The organism is Mycobacterium sp. PDNC021 (assembly GCF_048282635.1).
Taxonomy (GTDB): domain Bacteria; phylum Actinomycetota; class Actinomycetes; order Mycobacteriales; family Mycobacteriaceae; genus Mycobacterium; species Mycobacterium llatzerense.
The window spans coordinates 2,817,989-2,830,823 of the sequence record NZ_CP182502.1 but is presented as its reverse complement, the minus strand read 5'-3'; the positions used below and the strand labels follow the sequence as shown (position 1 = coordinate 2,830,823).

The window sequence follows — 12,835 nt, the reverse complement described above, 5'->3', positions numbered from 1 at the left end:
GCCGGTCTCGGGCTAGTCTCGGGACTCGATGCCTGCACACCGAATGCGCCGTCTTGCCGCCAGCACGGCCACTGTCGCCACCACCCTGCTGACCTCGGCGGCCGCCCTGACCATTGCCGGGTGTGGCAACACCGACTCCTGGGTCAAGGCCCATCCTTCGGACGGCTGGCCGGCACAGTACGGTGACGCCGCCAACAGCAGCTCGACCACGCTGGCCGGGGCAAGCAACCTGAAGCAGGACTGGGCCCGGTCGGCCAAAGGCAACCTCGGCGCCCAGGTGATCCTCGGCTCCGGCAACTATCTGGCGATCAACGCGCAATCGGCCAACGGTTGCTCACTGATGGTCTGGGAAAGCGACGAGCACGGCCGCCAGCGCTGGTGCACGCGCCTGTGGCAGGGCGGTGGGATGTCCAGCCCACTCTTTGATGGCTTCGACAACATGTATGTCGGGCAACCGGGCGCGATCATGTCGTTCCCGCCGACCCAGTGGATCCGATGGCGCCAGCCGGTGATCGGGATGCCGACGACGCCGCGCATCCTGTCGCCCGGCCAGCTCCTGGTGGTGACGCATCTGGGCCAGGTGCTGGTGTTCGACGCGCACCGCGGCCAGACCATCGGCGCCCCGCTGGATCTGGTCAGTGGCGTCGATCCCGCCGACTCGGCGCGCGGCCTCGCCGATTGCCAGCCCGCCAAAGCGGCCTGCCCCATCGCGGCGGCGCCCGCGTACTCCCCCGACACCGACATGGTGGTGCTGGGTCTGTGGCAGCCGGGCACTGACGCCCCCGCCCTCGTCGGGCTGCGCTACCACGAGGGCCAGACGCCGCTGCTCAGCCGCGAATGGACCAGCACCGCGGTCGGCGGCGGCCCGATCGCCAGCCCGGTGCTGTCGGCCGACGGCAAAACCGTCTACGTCAACGGCCGCGACCAGCACCTCTGGGCGCTGAACTCCGCCGACGGCAAGGCCAAGTGGTCCGTCGATCTCGGCTTCCAACCGCAGACGCCGCCGTCGGTGACGCCGGACGGCCTGGTGGTCGCCGGAGGCGGGCCGCAGACCAAGCTCACCGCGGTCAAGGACAAGGGCAACAAGGGCGATGTGGCGTGGTCCCGCAACGACGTCGAGCCGCTGACGACGTCTACGCGCGCCGGCAGCGACGTCGGATACGCCGTAGTCCGCGACGGCGATCACGGCCAGGCATTGCTGGTCTTCTCCCCCGCCGACGGCCACACCATGAACAGCTACCCGCTGCCGGGTGCCACCGGCTGGCCGGTCGGGGTGTCCGTCGGGCACGACAAGCGCGTCGTCACAGCGACCAGCGACGGCCAGGTCTACGCGTTCGCGCCTGCCTGATCAGGGATTTGTGCACGAAAATCCGCGGCCGGCGCGGAAAATCGTGCACAAATCGCTAGGCCAGCATCGCGTCGACCGGGGCCCGAGGCACCGTCACCTGCACCGCACCGGCGGATTCCGGCAGCACTTGGCCCTGGCTGAAGAAGAAGATCAGCGAGTCGTTGGTGATCGCGAAGTTCTGATACGTCGACGGGTCCAGTCCCGCGCCCGGCGGCAGCAGCACGGGCTGCGCGGACTGCCTGACGAGTTCACCCTGCACCATCGGCAGGATCACCGGAAATGGTTGTGCGCCAGGGGCGAATAGGTTGTCGATGGTGATCGGCCGGCGCTGACTCTGGTCCCAGTTGAACGACTTGTAGAAGGTCTGCGGGTGCGCTCCGCCGACATCCTGGAACGTCTTGAACACCACCGACTGGGTGTTGCGAGGCGGGATCGTGGCGGTGTACTGGGTTGCTGTGGTGTCCAACTCGTACGACGTCTCATGCGGCCCAGGCATCTTCGCGACGTTGACATAGCCGTCACGGGTCTGCGTGATGTAGTCGACCACGGCCTGCTGATCCGGGTAGTCGATCGGGTAGCTGATGTTCAGCGAGTAGCCGCGTGAAGTGTCTCGAATCTGGCACATCCGCGAGCCGTCGACCACACCGGCCAGCTCCGCGCATTTCGGCGGGTTCGCGGCTGCCAGAGGCACGCCGAGCCAACCGACAGCGCCTGAAGCAGCGATCACTGCGGCGAGTACGGGAAGGCGCATCTGGTGAATCCTCCGGGGGATGAATGAATGGCGGCACATCGCCGCCGGTTCCAGCGTACCTGTCAGTCCCACCCGGACCGGGCATGATCTGCGACCAGGTGGTTCAGCGCGATGGGCGGCAAATGAAGGCCGTCGGCCGGGCCGCGGCACCGGTCCCGATACGGGTGATCACCACCGACAGCTGCACACCCGAACGCTGGAGCTTCAGCTTGGACCGCAACGCATCCGGGTCGACGTCGACGCCACGAATCAGGATCTCGACGGCCGACGCCCCGTGCGCGGAGAGCGCCTGGCGCAGCCGCTTCTCATTGAAGGCGATCTGCTCGACGACCTCGAATCCTCTTGTGCCGCTCGGCAACTCGTCGCCAGACAGGTAGGCGATCGCCGGATCCAGCTGCCACAGGCCATGCCGCGCCGCGTAGTGGCGGACCAGACCGGCCCTAACCACCGCGCCATCGGGGTCGACGATCCACCGCCCCACGGGTGCACAAGGACAATCATCGGGGTCCGTATCGGCGAATTCCTCGGCTACCCGGCCCGTCTTGTCCAGCACGGTGGCCCGGCGGGTGACCCCGGATACCGTCAGCCCCGGCGACCACAGACAGGCCTCCCGGACGCTGCCGGCCAGCGACGTGATCTGCACCTCGCCGCGGAATCCCAGCTCGGCCAGCTGGCCGAAATCGACGCCGGGAGCACACTTCACCACCAGGTCGCGGCCCCGGTACACCTCGAGCAGCTCGTCCAACGGCGGCGCATAGTCGCGGGGGTCGAACTTGCGGCGCCCGGAGCTGCGCCGCGCCGGGTCGACGACCACCACCGCGTCCCGGGTCACCGGGCGCAGCGCGTCGGCGCGGCACAGCAGCGCATGGTCGCCCACGTTGTGCTGCGCCATGGCCAGACGGACCGCATCGAGGTCGCTGCCGATGAGAAGAGACGCCGAATCACCCGAATCGCTCAGGGCGGCAAGCTCTGTCCCGACCGAACACGTCGCATCGTGCACGACACGGCCGGACAGCCGGCGCGCGCGATGCACCGCGACGGCCCCGGCGGTGGCCTGCTGCAGCGCCTCGTCGGTGAACAGCCAGCCGGCGACGTCGCCGAGGTCGCCCAGTTTGGCGGCAGCCCGCCGGCGCAGCAGCACCGTCGCGACCAGTACCGCCGCGCGGTCGCCGAAACGCGAACGCGCCCAGGCGATGTCGGATACCCGATGGGCGTCGGTCAGCGGCCGGGCGGCCACCTCGACGAGCGCCTCCTGACCGGCTCCGGTCAGGTAGGCGACATCGTCGAGCGTGAAAGCGTAACCGCTCACGTCGGGAGCGTCAGATGCGTCAGGGACGCCGTCAGGACGGCTTGACCCCGGTGATCATCACGTTGTAGAACCAGCCCTTCGGCACCACGCGGCGCCACACGTTGGCGTCGAACCAGCTCAGCGTGGTCCAGCCGCCGAAAGCGAACTTGGCCCACTTGAAGCCGAGCTTGCCCTGGGGCACCGTCGACTCGAAGGTCCGCACCGGCCAGCCCAGCATGGCGGCGGTGAATTCCTCACTGGCGGTGGCGACTTCGACCGCACCGGCGTTGGTCGCCATGCGCTCCAGGTCTGCGGGATCGAAGGTGTGCAGATCGACGATCCACTCCAGCGCCGCGGCGCGCGAGTTCTCGTCGAGCTCTTCCTGCGGACGGCGCCAGGACTCCAGCCCGGGCAGCTTCATGGCCGCGACGGTGGTCTTCCAGGTCAGGTCGGCCAGGCGACGAGCGTAGAAGTTACCGACGGTGGTGGGCTCGCCGGCGAAGATGAACCGGCCGCCCGGCTTGAGCACCCGGACCACCTCGCGCAGCGACAGCTCCACATCGGGGATGTGGTGCAGCACCGCGTGTCCGACGACCAGGTCGAAGGTGTTGTCCTCATAAGGGATTCCCTCGGCGTCGGCGACGCGGCCGTCGATGTCCAGGCCGAGGGCCTGGCCGTTGCGGGTGGCCACCTTGACCATGCCCGGGGACAGGTCGGTGACCGAGCCACGGCGGGCGACGCCGGCCTGGATCAGGTTCAGCAGGAAGAAGCCGGTGCCACAGCCGAGCTCGAGGGCGCGGTCGTAGGGCAGCTCACGCTGGACCTCGTCGGGGACGATGGCGTCGAAGCGCCCGCGGGCGTAGTCGATGCACCGCTGGTCGTACGAGATCGACCACTTGTCGTCGTAGCTCTCGGCTTCCCAGTCGTGGTACAGGACCTGCGCCAGCTTGGTGTCGTGGCGTGCCGCCTCGACCTGCTCGGCAGTCGCGTGCGGGTTGGGTGCCTGGTCAACTACGTCGGACACCTGGGTGGCTGCCTCGGCTGCCGCGACCTCAGACGTCTGGTCGGTACTCGTCATGCAGGTCAGCCTAACTGCCCGGTCACCGTGAGTTCACATCCACGGTTCTGTACATGGATCGAGCAGCGGTTCAGCGAACCCCGAACGCTGCCTTTGCTGTGGCCAGCGCCTCGGGCGCGGAGTCCAGGAACCTGCGCGCCCACTGCTGCGCCTCGTCGTAGACGTGGTCGGGAGCCACCAATTGGTCGATCAGACCCAGCGACACCGCTTCCTCAGCGCCGGCGAACCGGCCGCTGAACACCAGGTCCTTGGCTCGGCTGTCGCCGACGGCCGCCGCCAGCCGCGCGGCCGCGCCCTCGGCCGGTGCCCGGCCGGACAGGATCTCCGTCGACCCGACCTTCACGTTGTCGCCGCTGATCCGCCAGTCGGCCGCCAGTGCCAGCGTCAGGCCACTGCCCAGCGCGTAGCCGGTCACGGCCGCGACGGTGGGCCGCGGGATGGCGGCGACGGCGTCGACCGCGGCACGGCAGACCGCGCCCGCGACGCGCGCTTCGGCCGCGTCGAGCGTGCTGGTCTCGTGGTCGTCGTCACCGGTGCAGAACACCTCGTGGCCGCCGTACACGATGACAGCGTTGACGTCGGACCGCTGCCCCAGCTCCTCGGCGGCCACCCCGATCTCCCGGCACATCTGGCGGGTCAGCGCGTTGAGCGGGGGCCTCGCCAGCAGCAGGGTGCCGATGCCGTCGGTGACGTGGATCTGGACGAACTCGCCGATGTCCATCACTGCGCCCTACCGCCGCGCGCGGCCTTGTACCGGTCAGCGTCGAAGAACTCGATGTCCCAGCTGCCTTCGCCCATGGTGAGCACGGGTTCGATCGGCTCGATCTTCCGCTCGTCCTTGAGCAGTTCACCGACCGTACGGCCGTCCAGCGAGCTGAGCTGGGTCCAGGTGGGAGGCAAGAGGAACGAATGCCCTTGCGCGAACTCCTGCAGCGCGGCTTCGGGTGTGCGCCAGGCGACGTGGTCACTCTCGGTGTTGTTGCCGTCGGCCCGCTGTCCGGCCGGCAGGGCGCCGACGAAGAAGAACGTGTCGTAGCGGCGGGTGCGTTCTTCCTTGGGCGTGATCCAGTTGGCCCACGGCCACAGCAGATCGGCGCGCAACACCAGCTTCTCGCGGGCCAGGAACTCACCGAACGACAGCTCGCGGCTCTCGAGCGCGACCCGCGAGTCGTGGTACACGGAGCTGTCGGAGACGATGCCGTCCGGGTCATCGGCCGGCCCGGCGAACAGCACGCCGGACTCCTCGAAGGTCTCCCGGGCGGCGGCGCACACCAGCGCGCCGGCCAGCACCGGGTCCACTCCGAACTTCTCGGCCCACCAGGTGCGGTCGGGTCCGGTCCAGGCGATGTCGGCGTCGCGGTCGCGCTCATCCACGCCGCCGCCGGGGAACACCGTCATACCGCCGGCGAATTCCATCGACATGGTGCGGCGCATCAGGAAGACCTCGATGCCAGGGGCACCGTCGCGCACCAGCATCACGGTCGCGGCCGGCCTCGGATGCAATGGGTCTGGTTCGGTCATAAACGCCTCCTGTGTGCCGCACGACTGCGGGTACGACGGGCGAAGTACCGCCCGTCGATGTACTCCAGGGCAATCGACTGACCGAAGGCCTGGGAGAGATTTTCGGACGTCAGCACGTCGGTCAGCAGACCTGAGGCGACGGCCTGGCCTTCGGAGAGCAGCATGCAGTGCGTGAAGCCCTCGGGGATCTCCTCGACGTGATGGGTCACCAGGACCGACGCCGGTGCGTCCGCGTCGGCGGCCAGATCCGCCAGTCGGGCCACCAGTTCTTCCCGGCCGCCGAGGTCCAGCCCGGCCGCCGGCTCGTCGAGCAGCAGCAGTTCCGGATCGGTCATCAACGACCGGGCGATCAGCACGCGCTTGCGCTCGCCCTCGGACAGCGTGCCGTAGCGGCGGTCGGCGAGGTGTTCGGCACCGATGCTCTCCAGGGTGTCGAGCGCCCGGTTGTAGTCGACGTCGTCGTACTGTTCGCGCCACCGGCCCAGCACCGCGTAACCGGCGGAGACCACCAGATCGCGCACCACTTCGTCGTCCGGTATCCGCTGCGACAGCGCCGAACTGCTCAACCCGATCCGGGACCGCAGCTCTGACATGTCGGTGCGGCCCAGCCGCTCGCCGAGGACGAACGCGGTGCCCGACGACGGATGTTCGACGGCGGCCGCCATACGCAGCAGCGACGTCTTGCCGGCGCCGTTGGGGCCGAGGACGACCCAGCGTTCATCGAGTTCCACCGACCAATCGATCGGACCGACCAGGGTGGCTCCGCCGCGGCGCAGCGTGACCCCGGAGAATTGGATCAGGAGGTCGGGGTCGGCGGGGCCGACGATCAGACCGGGGTCGGCGGAGTCGATCAGCTGGTTGGAGTCGGGCGCGACATCTGGTCTTGCGGGGTTGTTGCTGAGGGCGCCGGGCACTCGCTCATCGTAGCCACGGCCGGTTCGACATCCGATTGGCCGGCCCGGTCCCCCACCACGTGCGCCCATCCACTGGCCGCGAGCCAGCGAGCCGGGGTGCACCGCAGCACCAGTTGCACCAGCGGCCCAATCCCCAAGGCGTACACCACGGTTCCGACGCCGACGGTGCCGCCCAGCAGCCAGCCGGTGGCCAGCACCGTGACCTCGATGCCTGTGCGAACCAGTCGCACGGACCATCCGGTCCGAGCCACCAGCCCGGTCATCAGTCCGTCGCGTGGGCCTGGTCCCATCCCGGCACCGATGTACATCACGGTGCTCACCGCGTTGAGCACCACGGCGCCGACCATCATGACCGTGCGCACCGGCAGCGTCGCCGGCTGCGGCATGACCGCCAGTGCGGCGTCGACGGTGATGGAGATGACGATGACGTTCGCGACGGTGCCGACACCGGGCCGGTTGCGCAGCGGGATCCAGCCCAGCAGCACCACGACGCCGACGAGCGCGGTGGCGCCGCCGATGGTCAGCCCGGTGTGCTTGGCCAGGCCCTGGTGGAAGACGTCCCACGGGTCCAGGCCGAGGCCGGCCCGCACGAACAGCGCCATCGAGACGCCGTAGCCCGTCAGCCCCGCCAGCAGCAGCACCGAGCGGGCGGCAGTGGTCGCGGCCCTGCGTCCGGATGCGCGTGCCACCTGCTGCTTCACGCGTGGTCCTGGAAGCGCGCACGGATGGCATCCAGTTCGTGACGGACTCGGGCGGCATCGAGGTCCCGGATATCGGCGCGGTTGTCGCGTCCTGACCGGAGACGCTTGGCAGCCAGTTTAGATAGCCAGTTCGTACGCATGACACCAGTTTTCCGACCAACTGGCTTGCTTATCAATAGCCAGTTGGTCGATACTGGCTTCAATGTCGATCGAGATGTCAGCCAGATCACTTGACGAAGTCCTTCTGGCACGCGAACTGGGCAACTGGCGCACCTCCAGCCTCAGTGGCCCCGCCTATCTGGGCCTGGCCGACGCCATCCGGCTGCTCATCGTCGACGGCCGGCTCCCCGTCGGCGCCCGGTATCCGAGCGAACGCGCGCTGGCCGACGCCCTGCGCGTCTCCCGCACCACCGTCACCGCGGCCTACGCCCAGCTCCGCGAGGACGGCTACCTCAACGCCCGGCGCGGCGCCCGCAGCACCACGGCCCTGCCACCCACCGCGCCGACCGCCGGGCCGACGCCCATCGTCCGAACAGGCACGCTGAGCCTGGCCGACGCCGCCCCGTCCGCACCGGCGGCCGCCACCCTGGAAGCCTTCACGCGCGCCACCCAGCGCCTGGCGCCACACCTGCACGACATCGGCATCGAGCTCACCGGCGTCCTCGAACTCCGCCAGGCCATCGCCGAAAGATATTGCGCCAGAGGACTTCCCACCGATCCCGACGAGATCATGGTGACCAGCGGGGCGCTGCACGCCATCAATCTGGTGCTGGCCACCTATGCCCGTCCAGGCGACCGGGTGCTGATCGAACAGCCGACGTACCACGGCGCCATCTCGCTGATCGCCGCGTCCGGAGCCCGACCGGTGCCGGTCAGCATGACCGACGACGGCTGGGAACTGGACGCCGTGCAGGCCGCCATGCGGCAACTGGCCCCCAATCTGGCCTACCTGATCGTCGACAACCACAACCCGACCGGGCTGAGCCTGCCGGCCGCGGGGCGCGAGCGCCTCGCCCGCATCATCTCCGAGACCCGGACCCGCACCATCATCGACGAAACCATCTGCGACATCTGGCTGGACCAGCCACTGCCGCCGCCACTGGCCTCCTACCTGGAGAGCCGCCGCGACCTGGTGATCACCGTCGGCTCGATGTCCAAGTCGTTCTGGGGCGGGCTGCGGGTGGGCTGGATCCGTGCCGAACGGTCCACGCTGGCCGCCATCGCCGCGGTGCGGCCGTCGATCGACCTGGGCACCGCCATCGTCGAGCAACTGGCGTCGGCCGACCTGCTCCGGCAGGCCGACACCGTGCTGCCCACCCGGCGCGAACTGCTGCGTGCCCGGCGGGACCTCGTGAGTTCGCTACTGCGAGAACAACTTCCGGATTGGACGGCCAGCCCCTGCCACGGCGGCATGTCGATGTGGATGCGGCTACCCGCACCCATGAGTTCAGCGCTGTCCGCCGCGGCATCCCGGATGGGACTCGTGATCCCGGCGGGTCCCCGATTCGGGGTCGACGGCACGCTCGAGCGCTTCATCCGGGTGCCCTACACCCAGCCCGAGGAGCGCCTGCGCGAATCGGTTGCGGTGCTGGCTCAGGCGTGGCGCGGCGTCACCGGCGCCGGCGCGCCGGACGCGCACGCCGTCATGGTCTGAGCGGTATTACTGCTGACTCTGGATCATGCCGATGCACGAACCCATGTGCTCCGGCGTGCAGGGAATGCCGTTCACCGTCTGCAACCCACCGACCGACTGGGTGATCTGAGCACCCGTGCCGCTGTTGGACGTCTGCGGCGGCACCGCCTGCGGGCCGCTGCCATTCGCCGTGCCCTTGACGCACACGCCTTCGAAATGGCTCGGCACGGTCCCCCACGGGCACGCGTAGGCCGGCGCGGCCGCCGTCAGCGACACGACCGACAAGGGGCCGGCGACCAACGCGACAGCACTCACACCAACCAGAACCGCACGCTTCATGTCACCATCTCCCAAACGCTTACGCAGCAAATCAATATCAATAGTCACCACTGTAACGCGACAGTGGACCCAGTGTGTCCTGGCTAGGGAATATCGACCCGGCGCACCACACCGTCAACGGCGTCGGCGGCCTCGATCTCGCCACGCGTGATGCCGAGGATGAACAGCACGGTGTCCAGATACGGGTGGCTCAGTGAAGCGTCGGCGACGGCCCGCAGCGCCGGCTTGGCGTTGAACGCCACCCCGAGGCCCGCGGCCGACAGCATGTCGATGTCGTTGGCGCCATCGCCGACCGCGACGGTCTGTTCCATGGGCACGCCGGCCTGGTTGGCGAAGTCACGCAGCGCCTTCGCCTTGCCCGGACGGTCGACGATCGGGCCGGTCACCCGTCCGGTCAACTTGCCGTCGACGATCTCCAGGTGGTTGGCCGCCACGAAGTCGAGCATCAGTTCCTCGGCCAGCGGCTCGATCACCTGACGGAACCCGCCGGAGACCACACCACAGTGGTAACCCAGCCGGCGCAGCGTACGCAGGGTGGTCCGGGCGCCCGGAGTGAGCTCGATCTGATCGGCGACCTCGTCGACCACCTCGGCCGGCAGACCGGCGAGCGTGGCCACACGTTCCCGCAGCGACTCCTCGAAGTCGAGCTCGCCGCGCATGGCCGCCTCGGTGATCGCGGCGACCTTGGCCTCGGCGCCGGCACGGGCGGCCAGCATCTCGATGACCTCACCCTGGATCAGGGTCGAGTCGACGTCGAACACGATGAGCCGCTTGGCCCGCCGGGCCAGGCTGTAGTCCTCGAGCGCGATGTCGACGCCCTCGTCGACCGCGACGCGGGCCAGCGCCGCCTGCAGCTGCGCGTAGGCCCCGCCCACCGGCGGCACCGACACCCGCAGTTCCAGCCCGGTCACCGGGTAGTCGGACACACCGCGGATGAAGTCGATGTTCACCCCGAGCGCCGCGACCTCGCGGGCAACGACCGTGAAGGCCTCGGCAGTGATGGGCCGGCCCAGCACCACGATGGTGTGGGTCGACGGTTCGGTCAGGACGGGCTGGTCGTCACTGCTGTCGATCGTGACATCAAGACCCAGCTCCCCGATGGCCTGCTGCACGTCACTGCGCAGGACCTCGCCGGCCACCTCGGCCGGCACCGCAACGAGCACGCCGAGGGTCAGGCGGCCTCGGATGACCACCTGCTCGACGTTCAAGAGTTCGATGTTGTGCCGCGACAGCACGCCGAACAGCGTCGACGTCACACCCGGCTTGTCCAGTCCGGTGACGGTGATCAGCACCGACCCGTTCGATTTGCTTTCCTGCGTCATCCGTTAGGTCCCCTAACGCAGAACCGCCCGCGCCTTAGGCGCGGGCGGGTCGGCTGATTTCTAGTGGTGCGATCGGCCGATGTGCGCTTCGGCGCGCATCCGCTCGACCATGTGCGGGTAGTGCAGCTCGAACGCCGGGCGCTCCGAACGGATCCGGGGCAGCTCGGTGAAGTTGTGCCGCGGCGGCGGGCAGCTGGTGGCCCACTCCAGGGAGTTGCCGTAGCCCCACGGGTCGTCGACCACGACGGGCTCGCCGTAACGCCAGCTCTTGAACACGTTCCACACGAAGGGCAGCGTGGACAGGCCCAGGATGAAGGCACCGATGGTCGAGATCACGTTCAGCGTGGTGAAGCCGTCGGTGGGCAGGTAGTCGGCGTAACGACGCGGCATGCCCTCGTCACCGACCCAGTGCTGGACCAGGAAGGTGGTGTGGAAGCCGATGAAGGTCAGCCAGAAGTGCAGCTTGCCGAGGCGCTCGTCGAGCAGACGGCCCGTCATCTTCGGGAACCAGAAGTAGATGCCCGCGTAGGTGGCGAACACGATGGTGCCGAAGAGCACGTAGTGGAAGTGCGCGATGACGAAGTAGCTGTCCGTCACGTGGAAGTCCAGCGGCGGGCTGGCCAGCAGCACGCCCGACAGACCACCGAGAAGGAAGGTGATCAGGAAGCCGACCGAGAACAGCATCGGCGTCTCGAAGGTCAACTGCCCCTTCCACATGGTGCCGATCCAGTTGAAGAACTTGATACCGGTCGGGACCGCGATCAGGAACGTCATGAACGAGAAGAACGGCAGCAGCACGGCGCCGGTGGCGTACATGTGGTGCGCCCACACGGCGACCGACAGAGCGGCGATACCGAGCGTCGCGTAGATCAGGGTGGTGTAACCGAAGATCGGCTTGCGGCTGAACACCGGGAAGATCTCCGACACGATGCCGAAGAACGGCAGCGCGATGATGTACACCTCGGGGTGGCCGAAGAACCAGAACAGGTGCTGCCACAGCAGGACGCCGCCGTTGGCGGGGTCGTAGATGTGCGCGCCCAGGTGGCGGTCAGCGGCCAGGCCGAACAGCGCGGCGGTCAGCAGCGGGAAGGCCAGCAGCACCAGGATCGAGGTCACCAGGATGTTCCAGGTGAAGATCGGCATGCGGAACATGGTCATACCCGGGCAGCGCATGCAGACCACGGTGGTGACCATGTTGACGGCGCCGAGAATGGTGCCAAGACCACCGACGGCCAGACCGACGATCCACAGGTCGCCACCGGCACCGGGCGAGTGGATCGCGTCGGTCAGCGGCGAGTAGGCGGTCCAGCCGAAGTCAGCGGCACCACCGGGGGTGATGAAGCCTGCGATGGCGATCATTGCGCCGAACAGGAACAGCCAGAAGGAGAAGGCGTTCAGACGCGGGAACGCGACGTCCGGGGCGCCGATCTGCAGCGGCAGCACCAGGTTCGCGAAGCCGAACACGATCGGGGTGGCGTAGAACAGCAGCATCACGGTGCCGTGCATGGTGAACAGCTGGTTGAACTGCTCGTTGCTCAGGAACTGCAGTCCCGGCATGGCCAGCTCGGTGCGCATGAACAGCGCCATCAAGCCACCGATGAAGAAGAACACGAAGCAGACGACGCAGTACATGATGCCGATCAGCTTGTGATCGGTGGTGGTCACCAGCTTGTAGATCAGGTTGCCCTTGGGGCCCATACGCTCCGGGAACGGGCGACGAGCCTCGAGTTCTCCGATTGGGGGCGCTTCGGCTACCAACAGATCCTCCAAATGTTCCGGGCGAATAGTTCGAGCACACGGGGCATCCCATGTTGTCTGCCGGTGATCTTATCCCCCATTGCACAGCCTTGCGGCGAGGGTCCTACAAACTGTCGTAATTGGCTGGACCGGCCGCCGGCGTCGGCGTGGCGCCGGCGGCCGCGACCGCGCCTCAACTGGGC

The 12,835-nt window shown here is 68.3% G+C and carries 12 protein-coding genes; 2 read left to right on the top strand and 10 right to left on the bottom strand.

Annotated elements, in window-relative coordinates; genetic code table 11:
* The first annotated feature begins 28 nt into the window (after positions 1-28).
* Positions 29-1,348 carry a PQQ-binding-like beta-propeller repeat protein gene (locus ACNO8X_RS13400; protein ID WP_418005680.1) on the top strand — a complete coding sequence of 440 codons (1,320 nt, stop codon included), beginning with the start codon at positions 29-31 and terminating at the stop codon, positions 1,346-1,348.
* 55 nt (positions 1,349-1,403) lie between these two features.
* Here ACNO8X_RS13400 and ACNO8X_RS13395 read toward each other — a convergent pair whose 3' ends face one another.
* The 7 genes from ACNO8X_RS13395 to ACNO8X_RS13365 form a co-directional block, all read right to left on the bottom strand.
* Positions 1,404-2,099, bottom strand: a complete 696-nt coding sequence (locus ACNO8X_RS13395; protein ID WP_418005679.1) for an esterase — start codon at positions 2,097-2,099, stop codon at positions 1,404-1,406.
* 103 nt (positions 2,100-2,202) lie between these two features.
* Entirely contained in the window at positions 2,203-3,408 is a 1,206-nt protein-coding gene (locus ACNO8X_RS13390; RefSeq protein WP_418005678.1) for a THUMP-like domain-containing protein, read from the bottom strand.
* 31 nt (positions 3,409-3,439) lie between these two features.
* The gene (locus tag ACNO8X_RS13385; protein ID WP_043987816.1) at positions 3,440-4,465 is read right to left on the bottom strand and encodes a class I SAM-dependent methyltransferase; all 1,026 of its coding nucleotides are present in this window, start codon (positions 4,463-4,465) and stop codon (positions 3,440-3,442) included.
* 70 nt (positions 4,466-4,535) lie between these two features.
* Positions 4,536-5,186 carry an enoyl-CoA hydratase gene (locus ACNO8X_RS13380; RefSeq protein ID WP_418005677.1) on the bottom strand — a complete coding sequence of 217 codons (651 nt, stop codon included), beginning with the start codon at positions 5,184-5,186 and terminating at the stop codon, positions 4,536-4,538.
* Positions 5,186-5,986 carry an NUDIX hydrolase gene (locus ACNO8X_RS13375; RefSeq protein WP_418005676.1) on the bottom strand — a complete coding sequence of 267 codons (801 nt, stop codon included), beginning with the start codon at positions 5,984-5,986 and terminating at the stop codon, positions 5,186-5,188. Before ACNO8X_RS13375 ends, ACNO8X_RS13380 begins: the two co-directional genes overlap by 1 nt.
* Positions 5,983-6,840, bottom strand: coding sequence for an ABC transporter ATP-binding protein (locus ACNO8X_RS13370; protein ID WP_418005888.1), 858 nt, complete (start codon positions 6,838-6,840; stop codon positions 5,983-5,985). Before ACNO8X_RS13370 ends, ACNO8X_RS13375 begins: the two co-directional genes overlap by 4 nt.
* Positions 6,837-7,502: a YczE/YyaS/YitT family protein gene (locus ACNO8X_RS13365; protein WP_260942225.1), complete on the bottom strand. Its 666-nt coding sequence runs from the start codon at positions 7,500-7,502 to the stop codon at positions 6,837-6,839. Before ACNO8X_RS13365 ends, ACNO8X_RS13370 begins: the two co-directional genes overlap by 4 nt.
* Positions 7,503-7,803: 301 nt before the next feature.
* On the opposite strand from ACNO8X_RS13365, the gene ACNO8X_RS13360 reads away from it, so the two are divergent.
* Entirely contained in the window at positions 7,804-9,255 is a 1,452-nt protein-coding gene (locus tag ACNO8X_RS13360; protein WP_418005675.1) for a PLP-dependent aminotransferase family protein, read from the top strand.
* Between the two features lie 6 nt (positions 9,256-9,261).
* Here ACNO8X_RS13360 and ACNO8X_RS13355 read toward each other — a convergent pair whose 3' ends face one another.
* The 3 genes from ACNO8X_RS13355 to ctaD form a co-directional block, all read right to left on the bottom strand.
* Positions 9,262-9,573, bottom strand: coding sequence for a hypothetical protein (locus ACNO8X_RS13355; protein ID WP_418005674.1), 312 nt, complete (start codon positions 9,571-9,573; stop codon positions 9,262-9,264).
* An 83-nt stretch (positions 9,574-9,656) separates the two neighbouring features.
* Positions 9,657-10,895, bottom strand: coding sequence for a phosphoserine phosphatase SerB (serB, locus tag ACNO8X_RS13350; RefSeq protein WP_260941885.1), 1,239 nt, complete (start codon positions 10,893-10,895; stop codon positions 9,657-9,659).
* Between the two features lie 60 nt (positions 10,896-10,955).
* The gene (ctaD, locus tag ACNO8X_RS13345; protein ID WP_061004131.1) at positions 10,956-12,653 is read right to left on the bottom strand and encodes a cytochrome c oxidase subunit I; all 1,698 of its coding nucleotides are present in this window, start codon (positions 12,651-12,653) and stop codon (positions 10,956-10,958) included.
* Positions 12,654-12,835: the final 182 nt, after the last annotated feature.

What these genes read in the sequence shown, in the direction of transcription:
- ACNO8X_RS13400 (WP_418005680.1), top strand. Translation starts at nt 29, where the DNA reads ATGCCTGCACACCGAATGCGCCGTCTTGCCGCCAGCACGGCCACTGTC.
- ACNO8X_RS13395 (WP_418005679.1), bottom strand. Translation starts at nt 2,099, where the DNA reads ATGCGCCTTCCCGTACTCGCCGCAGTGATCGCTGCTTCAGGCGCTGTC.
- ACNO8X_RS13385 (WP_043987816.1), bottom strand. Translation starts at nt 4,465, where the DNA reads ATGACGAGTACCGACCAGACGTCTGAGGTCGCGGCAGCCGAGGCAGCC.
- ACNO8X_RS13380 (WP_418005677.1), bottom strand. Translation starts at nt 5,186, where the DNA reads ATGGACATCGGCGAGTTCGTCCAGATCCACGTCACCGACGGCATCGGC.
- ACNO8X_RS13375 (WP_418005676.1), bottom strand. Translation starts at nt 5,986, where the DNA reads ATGACCGAACCAGACCCATTGCATCCGAGGCCGGCCGCGACCGTGATG.
- ACNO8X_RS13365 (WP_260942225.1), bottom strand. Translation starts at nt 7,502, where the DNA reads ATGGCGCTGTTCGTGCGGGCCGGCCTCGGCCTGGACCCGTGGGACGTC.
- ACNO8X_RS13360 (WP_418005675.1), top strand. Translation starts at nt 7,804, where the DNA reads ATGTCGATCGAGATGTCAGCCAGATCACTTGACGAAGTCCTTCTGGCA.
- ACNO8X_RS13355 (WP_418005674.1), bottom strand. Translation starts at nt 9,573, where the DNA reads ATGAAGCGTGCGGTTCTGGTTGGTGTGAGTGCTGTCGCGTTGGTCGCC.
- serB (WP_260941885.1), bottom strand. Translation starts at nt 10,895, where the DNA reads ATGACGCAGGAAAGCAAATCGAACGGGTCGGTGCTGATCACCGTCACC.